16 protein-coding genes and 1 riboswitch are annotated in these 14877 nt (G+C 74.0%); of the genes, 6 read left to right on the top strand and 10 right to left on the bottom strand.

The annotated features are described in order from the left end of the window. The first annotated feature begins 48 nt into the window (after positions 1–48). From JOD48_RS17605 to JOD48_RS17595, 3 genes are all read left to right on the top strand, one after another. A complete protein-coding gene (locus JOD48_RS17605; RefSeq protein ID WP_204809935.1) occupies positions 49–1023 on the top strand; it encodes a nucleoside hydrolase in 975 nt (324 codons plus the stop codon). Between the two features lie 114 nt (positions 1024–1137). After that, the gene (locus JOD48_RS17600) at positions 1138–1929 is read left to right on the top strand and encodes a GntR family transcriptional regulator (RefSeq protein ID WP_191789676.1); all 792 of its coding nucleotides are present in this window, start codon (positions 1138–1140) and stop codon (positions 1927–1929) included. A gap of 22 nt (positions 1930–1951) precedes the next feature. Beyond that, positions 1952–2812 carry a ribokinase gene (locus JOD48_RS17595; protein ID WP_204809934.1) on the top strand — a complete coding sequence of 287 codons (861 nt, stop codon included), beginning with the start codon at positions 1952–1954 and terminating at the stop codon, positions 2810–2812. Between the two features lie 55 nt (positions 2813–2867). Here JOD48_RS17595 and JOD48_RS17590 read toward each other — a convergent pair whose 3' ends face one another. The 3 genes from JOD48_RS17590 to JOD48_RS17580 form a co-directional block, all read right to left on the bottom strand. After that, positions 2868–3290: a VOC family protein gene (locus JOD48_RS17590; RefSeq protein ID WP_204809933.1), complete on the bottom strand. Its 423-nt coding sequence runs from the start codon at positions 3288–3290 to the stop codon at positions 2868–2870. 100 nt (positions 3291–3390) lie between these two features. After that, complete coding sequence (gene pnuC / locus JOD48_RS17585; RefSeq protein WP_204809932.1) at positions 3391–4110, bottom strand: nicotinamide riboside transporter PnuC; 720 nt, start codon at positions 4108–4110, stop codon at positions 3391–3393. Positions 4111–4284: 174 nt separating this feature from the next. After that, positions 4285–4410, bottom strand: a riboswitch (FMN riboswitch). 89 nt (positions 4411–4499) lie between these two features. Beyond that, positions 4500–5276, bottom strand: a complete 777-nt coding sequence (locus JOD48_RS17580; RefSeq protein WP_191789672.1) for a TetR/AcrR family transcriptional regulator — start codon at positions 5274–5276, stop codon at positions 4500–4502. A 168-nt stretch (positions 5277–5444) separates the two neighbouring features. Here JOD48_RS17580 and JOD48_RS17575 point away from each other — a divergent pair, with 168 nt between their 5' ends. After that, entirely contained in the window at positions 5445–6032 is a 588-nt protein-coding gene (locus JOD48_RS17575) for a hypothetical protein (RefSeq protein WP_191789671.1), read from the top strand. Here the strand turns inward: JOD48_RS17575 and JOD48_RS17570 are convergent. From JOD48_RS17570 to JOD48_RS17555, 4 genes are all read right to left on the bottom strand, one after another. Further along, positions 6004–6660: a hypothetical protein gene (locus tag JOD48_RS17570; protein ID WP_204809931.1), complete on the bottom strand. Its 657-nt coding sequence runs from the start codon at positions 6658–6660 to the stop codon at positions 6004–6006. The two genes, JOD48_RS17575 and JOD48_RS17570, sit on opposite strands and share 29 nt — an antisense overlap. A 66-nt stretch (positions 6661–6726) precedes the next feature. Then, positions 6727–7374, bottom strand: coding sequence for a DUF1684 domain-containing protein (locus JOD48_RS17565; protein WP_191789669.1), 648 nt, complete (start codon positions 7372–7374; stop codon positions 6727–6729). A gap of 39 nt (positions 7375–7413) precedes the next feature. Further along, complete coding sequence (locus JOD48_RS17560) at positions 7414–7965, bottom strand: GNAT family N-acetyltransferase (protein WP_204809930.1); 552 nt, start codon at positions 7963–7965, stop codon at positions 7414–7416. A 71-nt stretch (positions 7966–8036) separates the two neighbouring features. Continuing rightward, on the bottom strand, positions 8037–9218 hold the full coding sequence (locus JOD48_RS17555) for a class I SAM-dependent methyltransferase (RefSeq protein WP_204809929.1): 1182 nt from the start codon (positions 9216–9218) through the stop codon (positions 8037–8039). 108 nt (positions 9219–9326) lie between these two features. Here JOD48_RS17555 and JOD48_RS17550 point away from each other — a divergent pair, with 108 nt between their 5' ends. Continuing rightward, complete coding sequence (locus tag JOD48_RS17550; protein WP_204809928.1) at positions 9327–10820, top strand: 3' terminal RNA ribose 2'-O-methyltransferase Hen1; 1494 nt, start codon at positions 9327–9329, stop codon at positions 10818–10820. Then, positions 10817–13453: a polynucleotide kinase-phosphatase gene (locus JOD48_RS17545; protein WP_204809927.1), complete on the top strand. Its 2637-nt coding sequence runs from the start codon at positions 10817–10819 to the stop codon at positions 13451–13453. Before JOD48_RS17550 ends, JOD48_RS17545 begins: the two co-directional genes overlap by 4 nt. A gap of 54 nt (positions 13454–13507) precedes the next feature. Here JOD48_RS17545 and JOD48_RS17540 read toward each other — a convergent pair whose 3' ends face one another. The 3 genes from JOD48_RS17540 to JOD48_RS17530 form a co-directional block, all read right to left on the bottom strand. Beyond that, positions 13508–13780: a hypothetical protein gene (locus tag JOD48_RS17540; RefSeq protein ID WP_191789665.1), complete on the bottom strand. Its 273-nt coding sequence runs from the start codon at positions 13778–13780 to the stop codon at positions 13508–13510. Between the two features lie 191 nt (positions 13781–13971). Continuing rightward, entirely contained in the window at positions 13972–14160 is a 189-nt protein-coding gene (locus JOD48_RS17535; RefSeq protein WP_191789664.1) for a hypothetical protein, read from the bottom strand. Beyond that, positions 14157–14840 carry a TetR/AcrR family transcriptional regulator gene (locus tag JOD48_RS17530; RefSeq protein ID WP_204809926.1) on the bottom strand — a complete coding sequence of 228 codons (684 nt, stop codon included), beginning with the start codon at positions 14838–14840 and terminating at the stop codon, positions 14157–14159. The genes JOD48_RS17535 and JOD48_RS17530 overlap by 4 nt, the downstream gene beginning before the upstream one ends. Positions 14841–14877: the final 37 nt, after the last annotated feature.

Below are 14877 nucleotides of genomic sequence, written 5' to 3'. Positions count from 1 at the left end.
CGCGTCCCGCCGCGTCCCCGCCCCATCGATCCCCCGACCGGAGAACTCATGAACCCCCCTCGCCACCCCCTCTACCTGGACTGCGACACGGGCGTCGACGACACTCTCGCCCTGGCCTACCTGCTGGCCTCGCCGGAGATCGACCTCGTCGGCGTCGGCACCGTGAGCGGGAACGTCGCCGCGGCCCAGGCCGCCCGCAACACGCTCGACCTCCTGGACCTCGCCGGTCGTCCGGACGTCCCCGTCGCGCTCGGCGCCCACGACCGGCTGACGAGCACCTACGGCGGAGGGGTCCCGCACATCCACGGGCACAACGGGGTCGGCGACGTCGAGCTCCCGCGAGCGCGGCGCCAGGTCGAGGAGCAGGACGCTGCCGCCTTCCTCGTGGAGCTGGCCCGGGCGCACGAGGGCCGTCTCCGGATCGTCGCCGTCGGCCCGCTGACCAACCTGGCGAAGGCGCTCGAGCTCGAGCCGGCGCTGCCCGCCATGGTGCGCGAGGTGACGATCATGGGCGGGGCCGCACTGGTCCCTGGAAACGTCAGTGCGGTGGCCGAGGCGAACGTCGCGGGGGACCCCGAGGCCGCGGCCCTCGTGCTCGCTGCCCTGTGGGACGTCACGCTCGTGCCGCTGGACGTCACCATGGAGAACACGTTCGAGGAGGAGCACCGGCAGGCTCTGCTCACGTCGGGGGACCCGTTCGTGGAGACCGTCGGACGCATCCTCGACGTCTACTTCGACTTCCACGTCCCCGAGCTCGGTCGGCGCGCGTCCGCCCTGCACGACCCGCTCGCGGCGGCCGTCGCCGTCGGGGGCGTCCTCCCGTCGTCGGCCCCTCGCGTGCCGGTCGTGGTCGACACGACCGCCGGGCCCGGGCGCGGGCAGACGCTCTGCGACCTGCGCGGACAGAGGCTCGGCCAGGTCGACCACCCGGGAGCACGGGTCCGCGTCGTGCTCTCGACGAGCGAGCCGCTCGCCCCGCACCTCGTCGACCGCCTGCTCCAGCACGCGAGCGTGTCCGCCTGAGCGCACGCCACCTGCGTGCGTGGCCCTGCAGGGCCACGCACGCACGAGCCCGTCGGCACGTCCGTGCACCACTAACCTGGCGAGGACGCCGACTCCTGCCGCTGGAAGGACACCATGACCACGACCGACACCCCCGAGGCCTTCGCGCGACCGGTCACGGCGGCTCCCGGACAACCTCTTCGCGTCGCGGTCTACTCACGGCTCGCGGACGCCATCCGGTCCTCCGAGTTCACGCTCGGCTCGCTGCTCCCGAGCGAGACCGAGCTCGGGACGATGCTCGGCGTGAGCCGGACCGTCGTCCGGGAGGCCCTCATGCTCCTCGAGGAGGACGGCCTGATCGTGACGCGCCGAGGTGTCGGACGGACGGTCGTCAACAGGTTGCCGAGCGTCGGCCTGGAGCGGCTGCGGACCTTCGAGCAGGTCCTGTCGACGGTCGACGAGCCCGTGCGCATCGCGACCCACGAGTTCGGCCTGCAGCCCACGACCGACTTCACGTCGAGAAAGCTGGACGTGGACGCCGCCGCGAACATGTGGTTCCGGGAGTCGGTCGCCTATCGAGGAACCGACCCGGTCGCGATCATCCAGGAGCACCTTCCTGCGGGCCGCTACCTCTCCGACGTGTCCAGAGAGCTCGCGGCGCGTGTCCAGGGCTACGCCGAGCAGGAGGGGACGTTGCTGCGGCTCATGGTCTCGGACCTCGGCCCCGTCTTCGAGGCCGCCGAGTGCGACGTCGCCGTCGGGACGGTCGGGGCCACCCGAGGGCAGCTCCTCGGACTCAAGGCCAAGGACCCCGTGCTCGTCCTGACCCAGACCGCCCAGCTCTCGGGCACCCCCGCCTACCTCGCCAAGGTCGTCGTGTCGCCGGCGGCGGGTCCGCTCGCGATCGTCCAGTCGTCCTCAGCCTGACCCACCCCTCGAAGGAGCTCTCGTGCCGACCCCACCCCCGTTGCCCAGGATCCTCGTCCTCGGCAGCATCAACCACGACGTCACGGCGCGGACCGCACGTCTCCCCGGGCCCGGAGAGACGGTCGGTGGCGGCGTGCTGTCCGCGCAGCCGGGAGGCAAGGGCGCGAACCAGGCCGTCGCGGCTGCCCGGCTCGGGGCGGACACCCGCATGGTCGGGGCGGTCGGCACGGACGAGGCCGGGCACGGACTCGTCGCGGCCCTCGCGGAGGCCGGGGTGGGGACCGACGCGGTCGCGCGCGTGAGCGCCCCCACGGGGACGGCGCTCATCGTGGTCGATGCCGCGGGCGAGAACCAGATCGCGGTCTGCGCGGGCGCCAACGACGACGTCCGGCTGCCGTCGGCGGGGTCCGGCGACTCCGACGTGCTCCTCGCTCAGCTCGAGATCCCGCTCGACGTCGTCGTCGCAGCGGCTCTGGCCTTCCCCGGTTACGTCGCGCTCAACGCCGCGCCTGCGCGCGCCCTGCCCCGTGAGCTGGTCGACCGTGCCGACCTCGTCGTCGTCAACGAGACCGAGTACGCGGCGATGCCTGAGGTGGCGTCGGCGCGGCGGGTCGTGGTCACCTACGGCGGCGACGGGGCGGCCCTGGTCGAGCACGGGGTGGAGACGCTCCGTGTGCCGGCCTACCGCACCGAGGTCGTGAACAGCGTCGGGGCGGGAGACGCCTTCTGCGCCGCCCTGACGCTCTCTCTCGCTGCCGGCCTGCCCGCGGACCACTCGTTGCGCCTCGCGTCGGCCGTCGGGTCCGACGCCGTCTCGCACGAGGCGTCGCAGCCGCCGTTGCGGTCGTGGGACCACTACCGCCGGCGCACGTCCGAGGAGTGAGTCGTCCGGTCGGCGACGGGCACCGGTGCTGGCTCAGCCCCGCACGGGCAGCACGTCAGCCCTGCGCGGCCGCGATGTTGACGAGCCAGCTCACACCGAACCGGTCGACGCACATGCCGAACGCGTCGCCCCACGGTGCGACCTCGAGCGGCACGGTCACGGTGCCGCTCGACGACAGCTTGGCCCAGTAGCCGCGGAGCTCGGCGTCGTCGGCCTGCTCGCCGCTGAGCGAGATCGCGACGCCGCCGCCGGGCGAGTACTCCATCGAGCTCGGGGTGTCGGCGGCCATGAGGACCAGGCCGTTCGGCGCCTCGAGCTGGGAGTGCATGACCTTGTCGGCGTCGGCGGGGTCGTCGGCCGCCTGGAAGTCGGCGAACGTGCTGATGGTCAGCTCGCCGCCGAACACGTCTCGGTAGAACTCGATCGCCGCACGGGCGTCGTCCCGGAAGTTCAGGTACGGGTTGAGTCGAGTCGTCATGGTGTCGCCTTCTCCGTCGCGGTCGGACGTGGTGCGCCCCGCGCGAGCAGGGGCGCACCTTCGAGTATCCGCCCGGCCCACCGGGGCGCAAGAGGTGGCGTCAGGCCTGCCCGGTGGTGGGCGCGGCGGGGGAGGCGCCCGCGAGGATCAGGGCCTTCGAGCGCCGGTCGATGCGCCACCACACGAAGAAGCCCACGAGCGTGAACGCCCCGTAGAACACGTACATGAACGCCGACGCGTAGAAGCCCGCGTCGACCAGCAGGGGCACGCCAACGATGTCCACGGCGACCCAGATCAGCCAGAACTCGACCCAGCCCTTGGCCATGCCGTACGTCGCGAGCAGCGAGCCCATGAAGATCCACGCGTCGGCCCACACGGGCTCGTACGACTCCAGCGCGCGGAAGATCGGGGTCAGGAGCGCTGTCCCGGCCACGAGCGCGACGACCAGGAAGGCGCGCTGCCGCCACGAGGCCCAGCGCGGCACGACCGCCACGCCGTGGCTGTCGGCGTCCGCCTCCCCGAGACGGTCGCGCGTCCGGCGCCACTGCACCCACCCGTACACCGACACGACGACGAACATGACCTGGCGCCCGGCCTGGCCGAGCAGGTTGACGGGGTTGGGCGTCGCGAACACGGCCCCGAGGAACACCGTGAGCAGCAGGAGGTTCCCGACGATCCCCACGGGCCACGCCCAGATCTTGCGGCGCATGCCGCCGAGCGCGGACGCGAGCCCGAACCCGTTGCCCACGATCTCGCGCCACAGCAGGTGCTGGTCGCCGATCGTGAGCTGCGCGTCGAAGAGCGCGTGGATCAGGTCCATGGGGTGTTTCCTCGTCGTCCCGGGCACGTCGGCTCCGGGGTGAGGGCGGGCGGCGGGTCGGTCCGCCCGTTCCCGGGCTGCCCGACGGCGTCGCTCACCACGGCCAGGCCGGTCCCGCTGGTCGGGGGCGGGCTCGACGGATCGTCTGCCCGGCCCGGCCGGGACGGCCGTGCCGCACGTGCTTCCTCCCATCCGGACTTTCACCGTCGGTCCTGGAGTTCCACCAGGTCAACCGCGCGTGGGCGCGGGTCGCGGACTGTCACCGCCGGCTCGGAATTGCACCGACCCCGGAGCACGTTCGTGCGTACTGCTTGCTGTGTGCTGCAACCTCTGATGCTACTCGCGCATTCCCGGGCCCGTCAGGGCGCCCAGGGCTCGTCCCGACGTGTTCAGGCGAGCGCGTCGCGGACCGCGCGGGCGACCTCGTCGGGGTCGGCGTCGCCGTCGAGCACGGTCACGACGACTCTGCGGCCCGATGCGTCACCCGACCGCGCGAGGGCGTCCCCCGAGCCGCGCGCAGGCGACGTGGGTGCGGGGGTGGGCTCCGTCGTCGGGCCGGCGGGGTTGCGGGCCGCGCGGCGCAGGTCCGCGAACGCCTCCTCGAGCTCGGGGCGCAGGTCCTGGTCCGGGTCGCGCAGCCAGCGCCGCAGGATCGCGTTGTGCACCGCGACGACCGACGCCGCGAACGCGACCGACGCGGTCGAGTTGCGGGTGTCCGCGGGCAGCGAGTCGCGCAGGTAGGACGTGAACGCGCGCTCGTAGCGGTGCGTCGTCACGAGCTCGCGGTCGCGCAGCGCGGGCACGTCCTGCAGCAGGCGGTGCCGCGCGACCGACGTCTCGCGCTGGCCCACGTGGTGGTCGAACACGAGCCGCGCGGCCTTGCACACCTCGACGTACGGGTCGACGTTCTCGAGCTCCTCGGGGGTCACCCCGCGCGCCGCGGGACGGGTCTCGCCGAGCAGGACCACGACGGCGTCGAGCAGCAGCTCGTGGTCCGCGAAGACCACGTCCTCCTTGGATCGGAAACGGCGGAAGAACGTGGCCCGGCTGATCTGTGCGGCGTCGGCGATGTCCTCGACGGTCGTCTGCTCGTAGCCCTTGCGGGTGAACAGCTCGATCGCCGCGTCCACCGCCTGCGCGTGCGTGTTGCTTCGTGCGGCACTCATGGACGGGACGCTACACGGCGTGCGCGGCCGGGGAGGAGCGACGAGGGACGGTGGGCGCGCTGCGTTCGTCAGGTGGTCCCCGGTCGGTCGCCGCGCGGGGGGCCCGACGGCGTCGCTACAGTGACGAGAGAGGCGGCGGCAGGCGGGGACGACCGGGAGGCGACGCGGATGACGGACGGCGACGAGGCCGGGACGGGCGACGAGGGACGCGCCCCGGGCGGAGACAGCGCGGCGCGCTCGTGGAAGAGCGTCGACCACCACGCCCAGCGGGACGCGTGGAGCGAGCGGTTCTCGCGCGGTGGCCCGGCGGACTTCCTCTACGGGGCCATCGTCGCGGGGTTCATGCTCGCGGTGTCGAGCACGCACGACGCATCGAGCGACTTCGTGGTCCTCGCGGTCGCGGGCGTCCTGATCATCTACTGGGCGGCGCACGTCTACGTGTCGGCGCTGGGGGGCCGGTTCCGCGACGCTGACCACTCGATCATTCAGCGTCTGAGGCTGGCGTCGTCGGAGGAGGTGTGGGTCCTGATCGGCGGGGTCCCGGCGCTCGTGGTCTTCCTCGTCGGGCGCGTGCTCCGGCTGGGGGTGGCCGACGCCGCCCTGGTCGCACTGTGGTTCACGGTGCTGATGCTGGGGGTGGTCGGGCACCTCGCGTCGCACCGGGCCGGTGTGCGGGGGTGGGCGTTGACGCTCGAGACGGTGATCGCGGGTGCGTTCGGGCTGCTGATCATCGGGTTGAAGTCGCTGCTCCACTGACGGTGACCGGGCCCGCGTGTCTCGAGGGGCCGACAGGGTGGTACGCCGTCTGATCCTCCACCGGTGCGCGGCGGAAGTCGCCCGCGCCGTTGACGACCTGACCTCGGCGCAGCGTGATGCCCGCCGCGCGCCCGGCCCCCTTGAGCAGGGCGCCGCGCGAGGCGACGTCGGGGGCGTCGCCCGGCTGACCGCCCTCGAGCGTGCAGGCGCGGGCCTCGATCGGTCCGAGGACCTGGCAGCCGTCGCCGTACGTGCCCGGCCCGAGCAGGAGCGCCATGCGGTACCGGCCGTCGGCACCGACGTGCAGCTCCTCGCCGTCGGCCACGAGGGTGCAGCCGCCCGGGCCGAGCGTCGTGCGGGCCCCGACCCGGACCGAGGCGCCGTTCGTCGCGCTGATCCGGGTGCCGGGGTGGAGCACGGCTCCCTCGCTCACGGTCACGCTCGACGTGCCGTCGCACTCCACGACGACCGTCGGGTGGAGCACGACCCCGGGAGCGAAACGGGCTCGCCCCGAGACCCACACGGCGTCCGGGGCGGGGACGACGACCCCGATCGCGGCGAGAGCCTCGACCCCCGCGCGGTCGAGGAAGGGGACACGGAGCGGACGCTCGTCCGGGATGCTGGTCACGACGAGGACCTTTCCACAGGTCGCGCCGTGGGTGTGCGTGACCCCGTCGAGCAGACAGGGTGGCAGCTAGCCCTTGGCCCGCACCAGCTCCCCGCACGCCAGCTCGACCGCGAGCGTGTTCCCGGGCGGCGCGAGCGGGCACGCCCAGGCCGGGTCGTACGCGCACGACGGGTTGTACGCGAAGTTGAGGTCGACGACCAGGGGAGCGTCGCCGTCGGGCCCCGGACGGGACGACGCGGACCCGAGGTCCGCGCCCTTGATCGTGTCCAGCAGGTAGCGACCGCCGCCGTACGTCGCGGTCGACCGGTCCTTGACCGGCACGAACAGCCCGCCGCCGTACGAGCGCAGCGCCCACACGTCGAGCGACCCCAGGCCCGGGAGGTCGAGGCGCCCGACGCGCTCGAACGGCACCACGCCGTCGGTGCCCGTGGGGACGTCGAGGCGGGCGGCGTCGGGGGTGCCGCGCGCGGGGTCGGGCACGAGCGGCACCTCGAAGCGCATCGCGGCGTCGTACGGGCCGACCGGAACCCCGGTGAAGGCGGGCCGGTCCGCGGGCAGGATCGGCGACGCCGGGTGCTCGGCCAGCAGGGCGTCGCGCGACGCGACCCAGTACTCGTGCGCCGCTGCGGGGTCCTCGACGGCCAGGTCGCGGACGTGCGCGTACAGGTGCTGGACGCGGCGGCGCCAGTCGACGACGTGCAGCTCGGTGATCATCTGGCCAGGGTGCCAGCCGGGACGTCCACCAGCACCTCGTCAGGCGCGGGGGCCTGTCGGGGTCGAGGCGTCCGCCCCGTCGTGATGGTCCGCTCGCGTCAGGTCACGCACGTAGGTCTGCGAGTCGCGTCGTAGCAGGGCGTGCTCGACCGGGTCTCCCCGAGGAACCCAGCCGTGCCGCTCGTAGAGGCTGACCGCGCCGACGTTGTCCGTCAGGACGTGAAGCACGGCGCGAGAGTAGCCCTGTCGAGCGAGCAGACCGGTGACGTCCCGGAGAAGCCGGCGGCCGAGGCCCGCACCCTGGGCGCGGGGATCGACCGCGAGCAGGCCGAGCACCGCGGACCCGGGTGGGTCGCTCGCCAGTCCGCTGCCCGGACGCGTCCCCACGGCGAACCCGACGACGTCGCCCACGCCGTCCGTCGCGACCGTCCACGCGACGCTCTGGTCGAACTTCCCGCGGGCGCGAGCACCGACGCCCTCGACACGGCGTCCGTCGCGGGCGGCACTCGCCTCGATCCACACCCCCAGGCACTGCTCGACGTCGTCCTGGCGCCCAGGACGCAGCTCGAAGAGGTCGGGTGCGGTGGTCACGGAACGAACATACTGGAGCCCGAGCGGACGAGCGCCGAGCCTGCGCCAGGGGGCGTGCTCTCGGTGGCCGCTCAGTGGTGCAGCCGGTAGAACCGGAAGAAGCTGAACCCCTCGACCGGCAGCACCTCGACGCGCTCGAACCCCGCGTCGAGCGCATACCGCTCGAGCGTCGCGGGTCGCATGACCGTGCCCGTGCCGACCGACGGGGACGACGACAGGCCGTCCGGCAGGCACACGAACTGGCTGAACCCGTACATGAGCCGTTCGACCTCGTCGCCCGGCGCGACGAACTCGTCGGCGACGGCCTCGTCCATGACCACCACGGCGCCGTCGGGCAGGACGGCCCGCCGGACCGCCGACAGGACCTCGACGGGGCGCGGCATGTCGTGCGTGCACTCGAACGCGAACGCCGCGTCGAGCAGCACGTCCGCGGGCAGGGTCGCCGCGTCCGCGACGTGGAAAGCCACCCGGTCCGCGACGCCCGCGGCCTGCGCGTTCGCGCGAGCCATGTCGACCGACGGGGCGTCGAGGTCGTACCCGTCGAGCCGCGCCTGCGGGTAGGCGCGGGCGAGCGCGACCGTCGACCACCCCGCCCCGCACCCCACGTCCGCGACCCGGGCATCCGGTCGGGACAGGATCGCGTGCAGGTCCGGGACGCGGCCGAGCGCGCCCGCGAGCTCGCGCTCGAACCACGGGCGGTTCAGGTCGGCCTGCGCCTCGCGCGCGTCGGCGCCGAGCCGACCCCACGACACCCCGCCGCCGTCGCGGTACGCGTCGAGGAGCTCGTCGAACGTGCGCCCCACGGCCGCGAACAGGCGGGGCAGCGGCGCCAGGTACGCGAGGCTGTGCTCGTCCGTCAGCACCTCGGCGGGCCCCGCCTGCAGGGCGTAGCGCCGTGCGGCGCCGTCCGGCGTGCCCGACGCCGGAGCGTCGTCCCCGGGTCCACGTGCGTCGGGCGCCGCGACCGTGAGGATCCCCGCGACCGCCTGTCCCTCCAGCCACTCGCGCGCGTAGCGCTCCTGCGTGCCCGTCCTGGCGGCCAGCTCGGCCGAGGTCGCGGGGCCGTCGGCCGCGAGCGCCCGGTACCAGCCCAGCCGGTCGCCGAGGTACACCGAGAAGACGTCGAGGGCGCCGAGGGACGACGCGAACAACCGCTCGGCAAACTCCTCGGCTCCCGGACCCTCGCCCGTCGGGCCACCGGGGCCACCGGGGCTGCCGGGACCGCCGACCGGGACCTGCGGTGTCGTGGACATGGATGCTCCGTCCGTCGAGGACGCGGCGCTCGCGGTCGTCGTCGACGCGCGGACGCACGGACCACCTCCAGCGTAAATCCGTTGTGCCCCCGTGGGACCATGCACAGCATGCTGGTCACCCTCACGACGACCGCCGGTGCACCGGCCGGGTCCGTCGAGCACGGAGCCCTTCTGGACGCGACCGACCTCGGGTACCTGCTGCACAAACACCCTGCGCGAGCCCAGTCGTTCGACCTCCCCGTCGGCACGGCGCACGTCTTCTACCCCGAGGCCGACGCCGCCCGCTGCACGGTCGCGCTGCTGCTCGAGGTCGACCCCGTGGGGATCGTGCGCAACAAGCGCTTCGGCGGCCGCGACGCCTTCTCCCTGGCCCAGTACGTCAACGACCGCCCCTACGCCGCGTCCTCGATGCTCGCGGTCGCGCTCGGTGCCGTGTTCCGTACCGCGATGACCGGACGCTGCGACTCGCGGCAGGCGCTCGCAGACGGCCCGATCCCGCTCGAGATCCACGTCCCCGCGCTGCCCTGCCGGGGCGGTGCGGGGCTCGCCGAGCGCCTGTTCGAACCCCTGGGCTGGACCGTCGAGGCGATGCCCGAGCCGCTCGACCCGACCGTGCCCGAGTGGGGCGACTCGCGCTACGTCGACCTGCGCCTGAGCGGCACGGTCCGCCTCGCCGACGCCCTGCACCACCTGTACGTCCTGCTGCCCGTGCTCGACGACGCCAAGCACTACTGGGTCACGGGCGACGAGGTCGACAAGCTGCTGCGCGCGGGCGAGGGATGGCTCGCCGAGCACCCCGAGCGGGACCAGATCATGCGCCGCTACCTCGCGCACCAGCGCCGGTACGTCGAGGACGCGACCGACCGGCTCGTGACGCTCGACGGCGGCCCGCTGCCCGCCGACGCCGAGGCCGTGGGGACCCCCGCCGAGGGCGACGTCCCCGCCGCGGGGAGCGACGCCGTCGGGACCACGACGCCCACGCTCGCCCGGCAGCGCGCCGAGGCCGTGGTCGCGGCCCTGCACGAGGTCGGGGCGCGCAGCGTCGTCGACCTCGGGTGCGGCGAGGGCGCCCTCCTGCGGCTGCTCGCCGCCGACCGCCGCTTCACGCGTGTGCTCGGCACCGACGTCGCCGCGCGCGAGCTCGAGAAGGCCGCGACCCGGCTGCGCCTGGAGGACGCGAGCGACGCCGAGCGTGAGCGCGTGCGGCTCGTGCAGTCCTCGCTCACGTACCGCGACGAGCGGATCGCGGGCTTCGACGCCGCGGTGCTCATGGAGGTGATCGAGCACGTCGACCCGCCGCGCCTGGGCGCGCTCGAACGGGTCGTGTTCGCCGAGGCGCGTCCAGGGGCGGTCGTCGTGACGACGCCCAACGTCGAGTACAACGCGCTGTACCCGTCCCTGGGGGAGCACGGGCACCGGCACGCGGACCACCGCTTCGAGTGGACGCGCGCCGAGCTCGGGGCGTGGGCCGACGGCGTCGCGCACCGCCACGGGTACGCCGTGACGTTCCGCGACGTCGGGCCGCAGGACGTGGGGCCGAGCGCGTTGGGCGCACCGACGCAGATGGCGCTGTTCGTACGATCGACGGAGGCACGGGCATGACCACCGAGCAGCACGTGACCAGCGGGGAACCCCGCGTCCTGACCGTGCCCGAGCTCTCGCTCGTGGTGCTCGTCGGCGTGTCCGGGTCCGGCAAGTCGACGTTCGCGCGCGAGCGCTTCGCGCCGTTCGAGGCCGTCTCGTCGGACTTCTGCCGGGGACTCGTCTCGGGGGACGTCAACGACCAGTCGGCCACGGCCGCGGCGTTCGAGGTGCTCGGGACGATCGTGAGCAAGCGCCTGGAGGCCGGGCACCTGACCGTCGTCGACGCGACCAACGTGCAGTCCGCAGCGCGCAAGAGCCTCGTCGCGCTCGCGCGGGCGCACGACGTCCTGCCCGTCGCGATCGTGCTTGACGTGCCCGAGTCCGTCGCGATCGAGCGCAACCGGTCCCGCCCCGACCGCGACTTCGGCGACCACGTCGTCAAGCGTCAGCGCCAGGCGCTGCGGTCGTCACTCAAGTCCTTGAGCCGCGAGGGCTTCCGCAAGGTCCACGTGCTGCGCGGCGTCGACGAGATCGCCCGCGCCACGATCTCCCGCGAGCCCCTGCTGAACGACCTCCGCGACCAGACCGGGCCGTTCGACGCGATCGGCGACGTGCACGGCTGCCGCGCCGAGCTCGAGACCCTGCTGGGCGAGCTCGGCTACGTGATCGGGCGCGACGACGCCGGCCGCCCGGTCGACGCCGCCCACCCCGAGGGTCGCCGTGCGCTGTTCCTGGGCGACCTCGTCGACCGCGGGCCCGACTCGCCGGGCGTGCTGCGCCTCGTGATGGGCATGGTTCGGGCGGGGCACGCGCTCGCCGTCCCCGGCAACCACGAGCACAAGCTCGTGCGCGCGCTCTCGGGGCGCAACGTGACCGTCAGCCACGGGCTGGAGACGACGCTCGCGCAGCTCGCCGACGAGCCCGAGGAGTTCCGCCAGGACGTCGAGACGTTCTGCCGCGAGCTCGTCTCGCACCTGGTGCTGGACGGCGGGCGGCTCGTGGTCGCGCACGCCGGGCTCAAGGAGTCGTACCACGGGCGCGCGTCGGGCCGGGTGCGCAGCTTCGCGCTCTACGGGGACACGACGGGGGAGACCGACGAGTTCGGGCTGCCCGTGCGCTACCCGTGGGCGAACGAGTACCGCGGCCGGGCGACGGTGCTCTACGGGCACACGCCCACGCCCGAGGCCGAGTGGGTCAACAACACGATGTGCCTCGACACGGGGTGCGTCTTCGGTGGGAAGCTCTCCGCGCTGCGGTACCCGGAGAAGGAGCTCGTGTCGGTGCCCGCGGCCCAGGTCTACTACGAGCCGGCGCGGCCGTTCCTGCCGGCGGAGGGCTCGGGGGAGGCCGAGGGGGCCGCTCGCCCGCAGCGCGACCCCGACGTCCTCGACGTGACCGACGTGCTCGGCCGCCGGTCGGTCGTCACGGGCACGCGGGGGCGCATCACGATCCCCGAGGAGAACGCAGCCGGGGCCCTGGAGGTCATGAGCAGGTTCGCGACCGACCCGCGCGCGCTGCTGTACCTGCCGCCGACCATGAGCCCCGTCGCGACGTCGCAGCGCCCCGGCTACCTCGAGCACCCCGAGGACGCGTTCGCGGCGTACGCGGGCGACGCCGTCGGGCAGGTCGTGTGCGAGGAGAAGCACATGGGCTCGCGCGCCGTGGTGCTCGTGTGCCGCGAGGCGTACGGGGCGTCGGCCCGGCGCTTCGGGGTCGACGTGCAGCCGGGCGGGCGCGGGGTCGCGCACACGCGCACGGGCCGTCCGCTCTTCTCCGGCCCGACGGCGGAGGCTCTTCTCGAGCACGTCGCGAAGGCCCTCGACGGGGCCGGGGTGTGGGACGAGCTGGGTGCCGACTGGCTCCTGCTCGACGCCGAGGTCCTGCCCTGGTCCGCGAAGGCCGACCAGCTCATCCGCGACCAGTACGCGAGCGTCGGGGCCGCGGCCCGGGCCGTCATGCCCGCGGCGCTCGCGGCGCTCGACGCGGCCGTGGCCCGCGGCGTGGACGTCGGGGACCTGCGGGCGCGCACGGCCTCGCGGGCCGAGGACACCGAGCGGTACACGCAGGCGTACCGGCGCTACCGCTGGCCCGTCGACGGCCTCGACGGCGTGCAGCTCGCGCCGTTCCAGGTGCTCGCGAGCGGGTCGGGCGTGGCGGGCGAGCCGACCGGTGCGACCTACGCGACCCGCGACCACCTGTGGCACCTGGGGATCGCCGACCGGCTCGTCGAGGCCGACCCCGTGCTCTTCCGCACGACGCGACGCCTCGTGGTCGACCCCGCGGACGACGCATCGCGTGCCGAGGGTGTCCGCTGGTGGGAGGAGTTGACCGGGGCCGGCGGGGAGGGGATGGTCGTCAAGCCGCTCGCGAACCTGGTGCGCGGGCCCAGGGGGCTCGTCCAGCCGGGGCTCAAGGTCCGCGGCCGCGAGTACCTGCGGATCATCTACGGCCCCGAGTACACCCGGGAGCAGCACCTGGAGCGGTTGCGCGTCCGTTCGCTGGGGCGCAAGCAGTCGCTCGCGCTGCGCGAGTACGCGCTGGGGCTCGAGGCGGTCGAGCGTGTGGTCGCGGGCGAGCCGCTGTGGCGCGTGCACGAGGCCGTCTTCGCGGTCCTCGCGCTCGAGTCGGAGCCGGTCGACCCACGGCTCTAGCGTCAGGACGGGCGTGACCTCGAGGTCACGCCCGTCCTGACGGGGTGTCGCCGGTCAGCCCAGCGTCGAGAACGAGCTCAGCGCGAGCGCCGAGAACAGCGCGATGGCCACGAGGACCGAGCCGGCGACGAGCCAGCCGTTCGCCCGCTCGGACGGGTCCGACGACGCACCGGGGCGACGTTCCTGCGGGCGGGGCGCTCCGCCGTCGGGCCGTGAGGTGGGGGAGGAGCCCGCAGGGCGAGCCGACGAGCGCGCGCGGCGGGCCGTCGTGTCGTGGCCGCGGAGTGCGACGCGGATCGGCGTCGAGGTCGTGACCTGTGTGGTCATGGCTTCCTCCCCAGGAAAAGTTGGCCGCCCTCGCTGTCGCGGGGCGTGCTACCAGTCTCTTCGGGGAGGAGGTGCGGGCACATCGGCCCTCCGACCCATCCTCGGCGGGGGCCTCGTCCTCCCGGAGGATGACGGGCGCCCGTCGGATGGGGGACATCCCTTCCGGGAGGCCCCTGAGCCGGGGCGCAGGGTCAGCGCGGGGCGTTGCGCTGGTGGTCGATGCGCTGCAGGTAGCGGATCTCGCGGAAGCCTACCGCGACGGCGACGAGCAGCGGGAACCAGGCCCACGTGCGGCCGCGGAGCAGCGAGAACAGGCTCACGAGCCCCACGACGACGCAACCGAGCACGGTCAGCAGGCTCGCCCAGCGGATGGTCTTCATGCGGTCCTCGGCTTCTCGGTGCGGCTCGCTGGGGCGGGGGGTGGGGCAGGGGAGGGCGAGGAGGGCGCGAGCACGACGCCCTCGATGCTGCGGACCGCCATGCGCAGCGCGTCGCTGCGCGACGTGCAGTCCTCGGTCATGACCGACCAGGCATTGAACAGGGTCCACCACAGCGTGCGCTGGTCCCACGAGATCGTGAGGGTCGGGTCGAACACGCCGTCTCGTTGCCCGCGCTCGAACAGGTCGCGGACGGGTGCCTCGGCGGTGTCGCTCTTGCGCCAGAACTCTGCGTCGTCGGCGAGCAGCGGGTCGGCGAACAGCAGCATGTACCAGGGACCGAGGTCGAAGTACTCGACGACGAGGCGGCGCAGGGCGGCTGCGGGGCCTCCGTCGTCGAGCCGCGCGGCGCGGATCGCGGCGCGTGTGCGGTCGAGGGCCTCGTCGCCGACGGCGCGCATGAGGTCGGCGCGCTCGGGGAAGTAGCGGTGCAGCGTGCTGCGACCGACCTGCGCGGCCTGGGCGACCTCCCCGAGGGAAGCCGCCGGGTTCGCGCTGACCACGGAGACCGCGGCGTCGAGGATCGCGCGCCGCGTCCGGGCGCGCGCGCCCGTGGCGGGGGCGTCGGGCGCAGCGCCGGTGCTCGCCTCGCCCCGTACGGCGGCGGTGTCGCTTGCTGTCACGTGCTCAGCGTAGCCGTGACCCGATGGGACGGCTCTT

Origin of the sequence: Oerskovia paurometabola (genome assembly GCF_016907365.1) — a bacterium.
GTDB classification, from domain to species: domain Bacteria; phylum Actinomycetota; class Actinomycetes; order Actinomycetales; family Cellulomonadaceae; genus Oerskovia; species Oerskovia paurometabola.
Note: the sequence above shows the minus strand (reverse complement) of the source record. Positions and strands in the feature narration are given on the sequence as shown.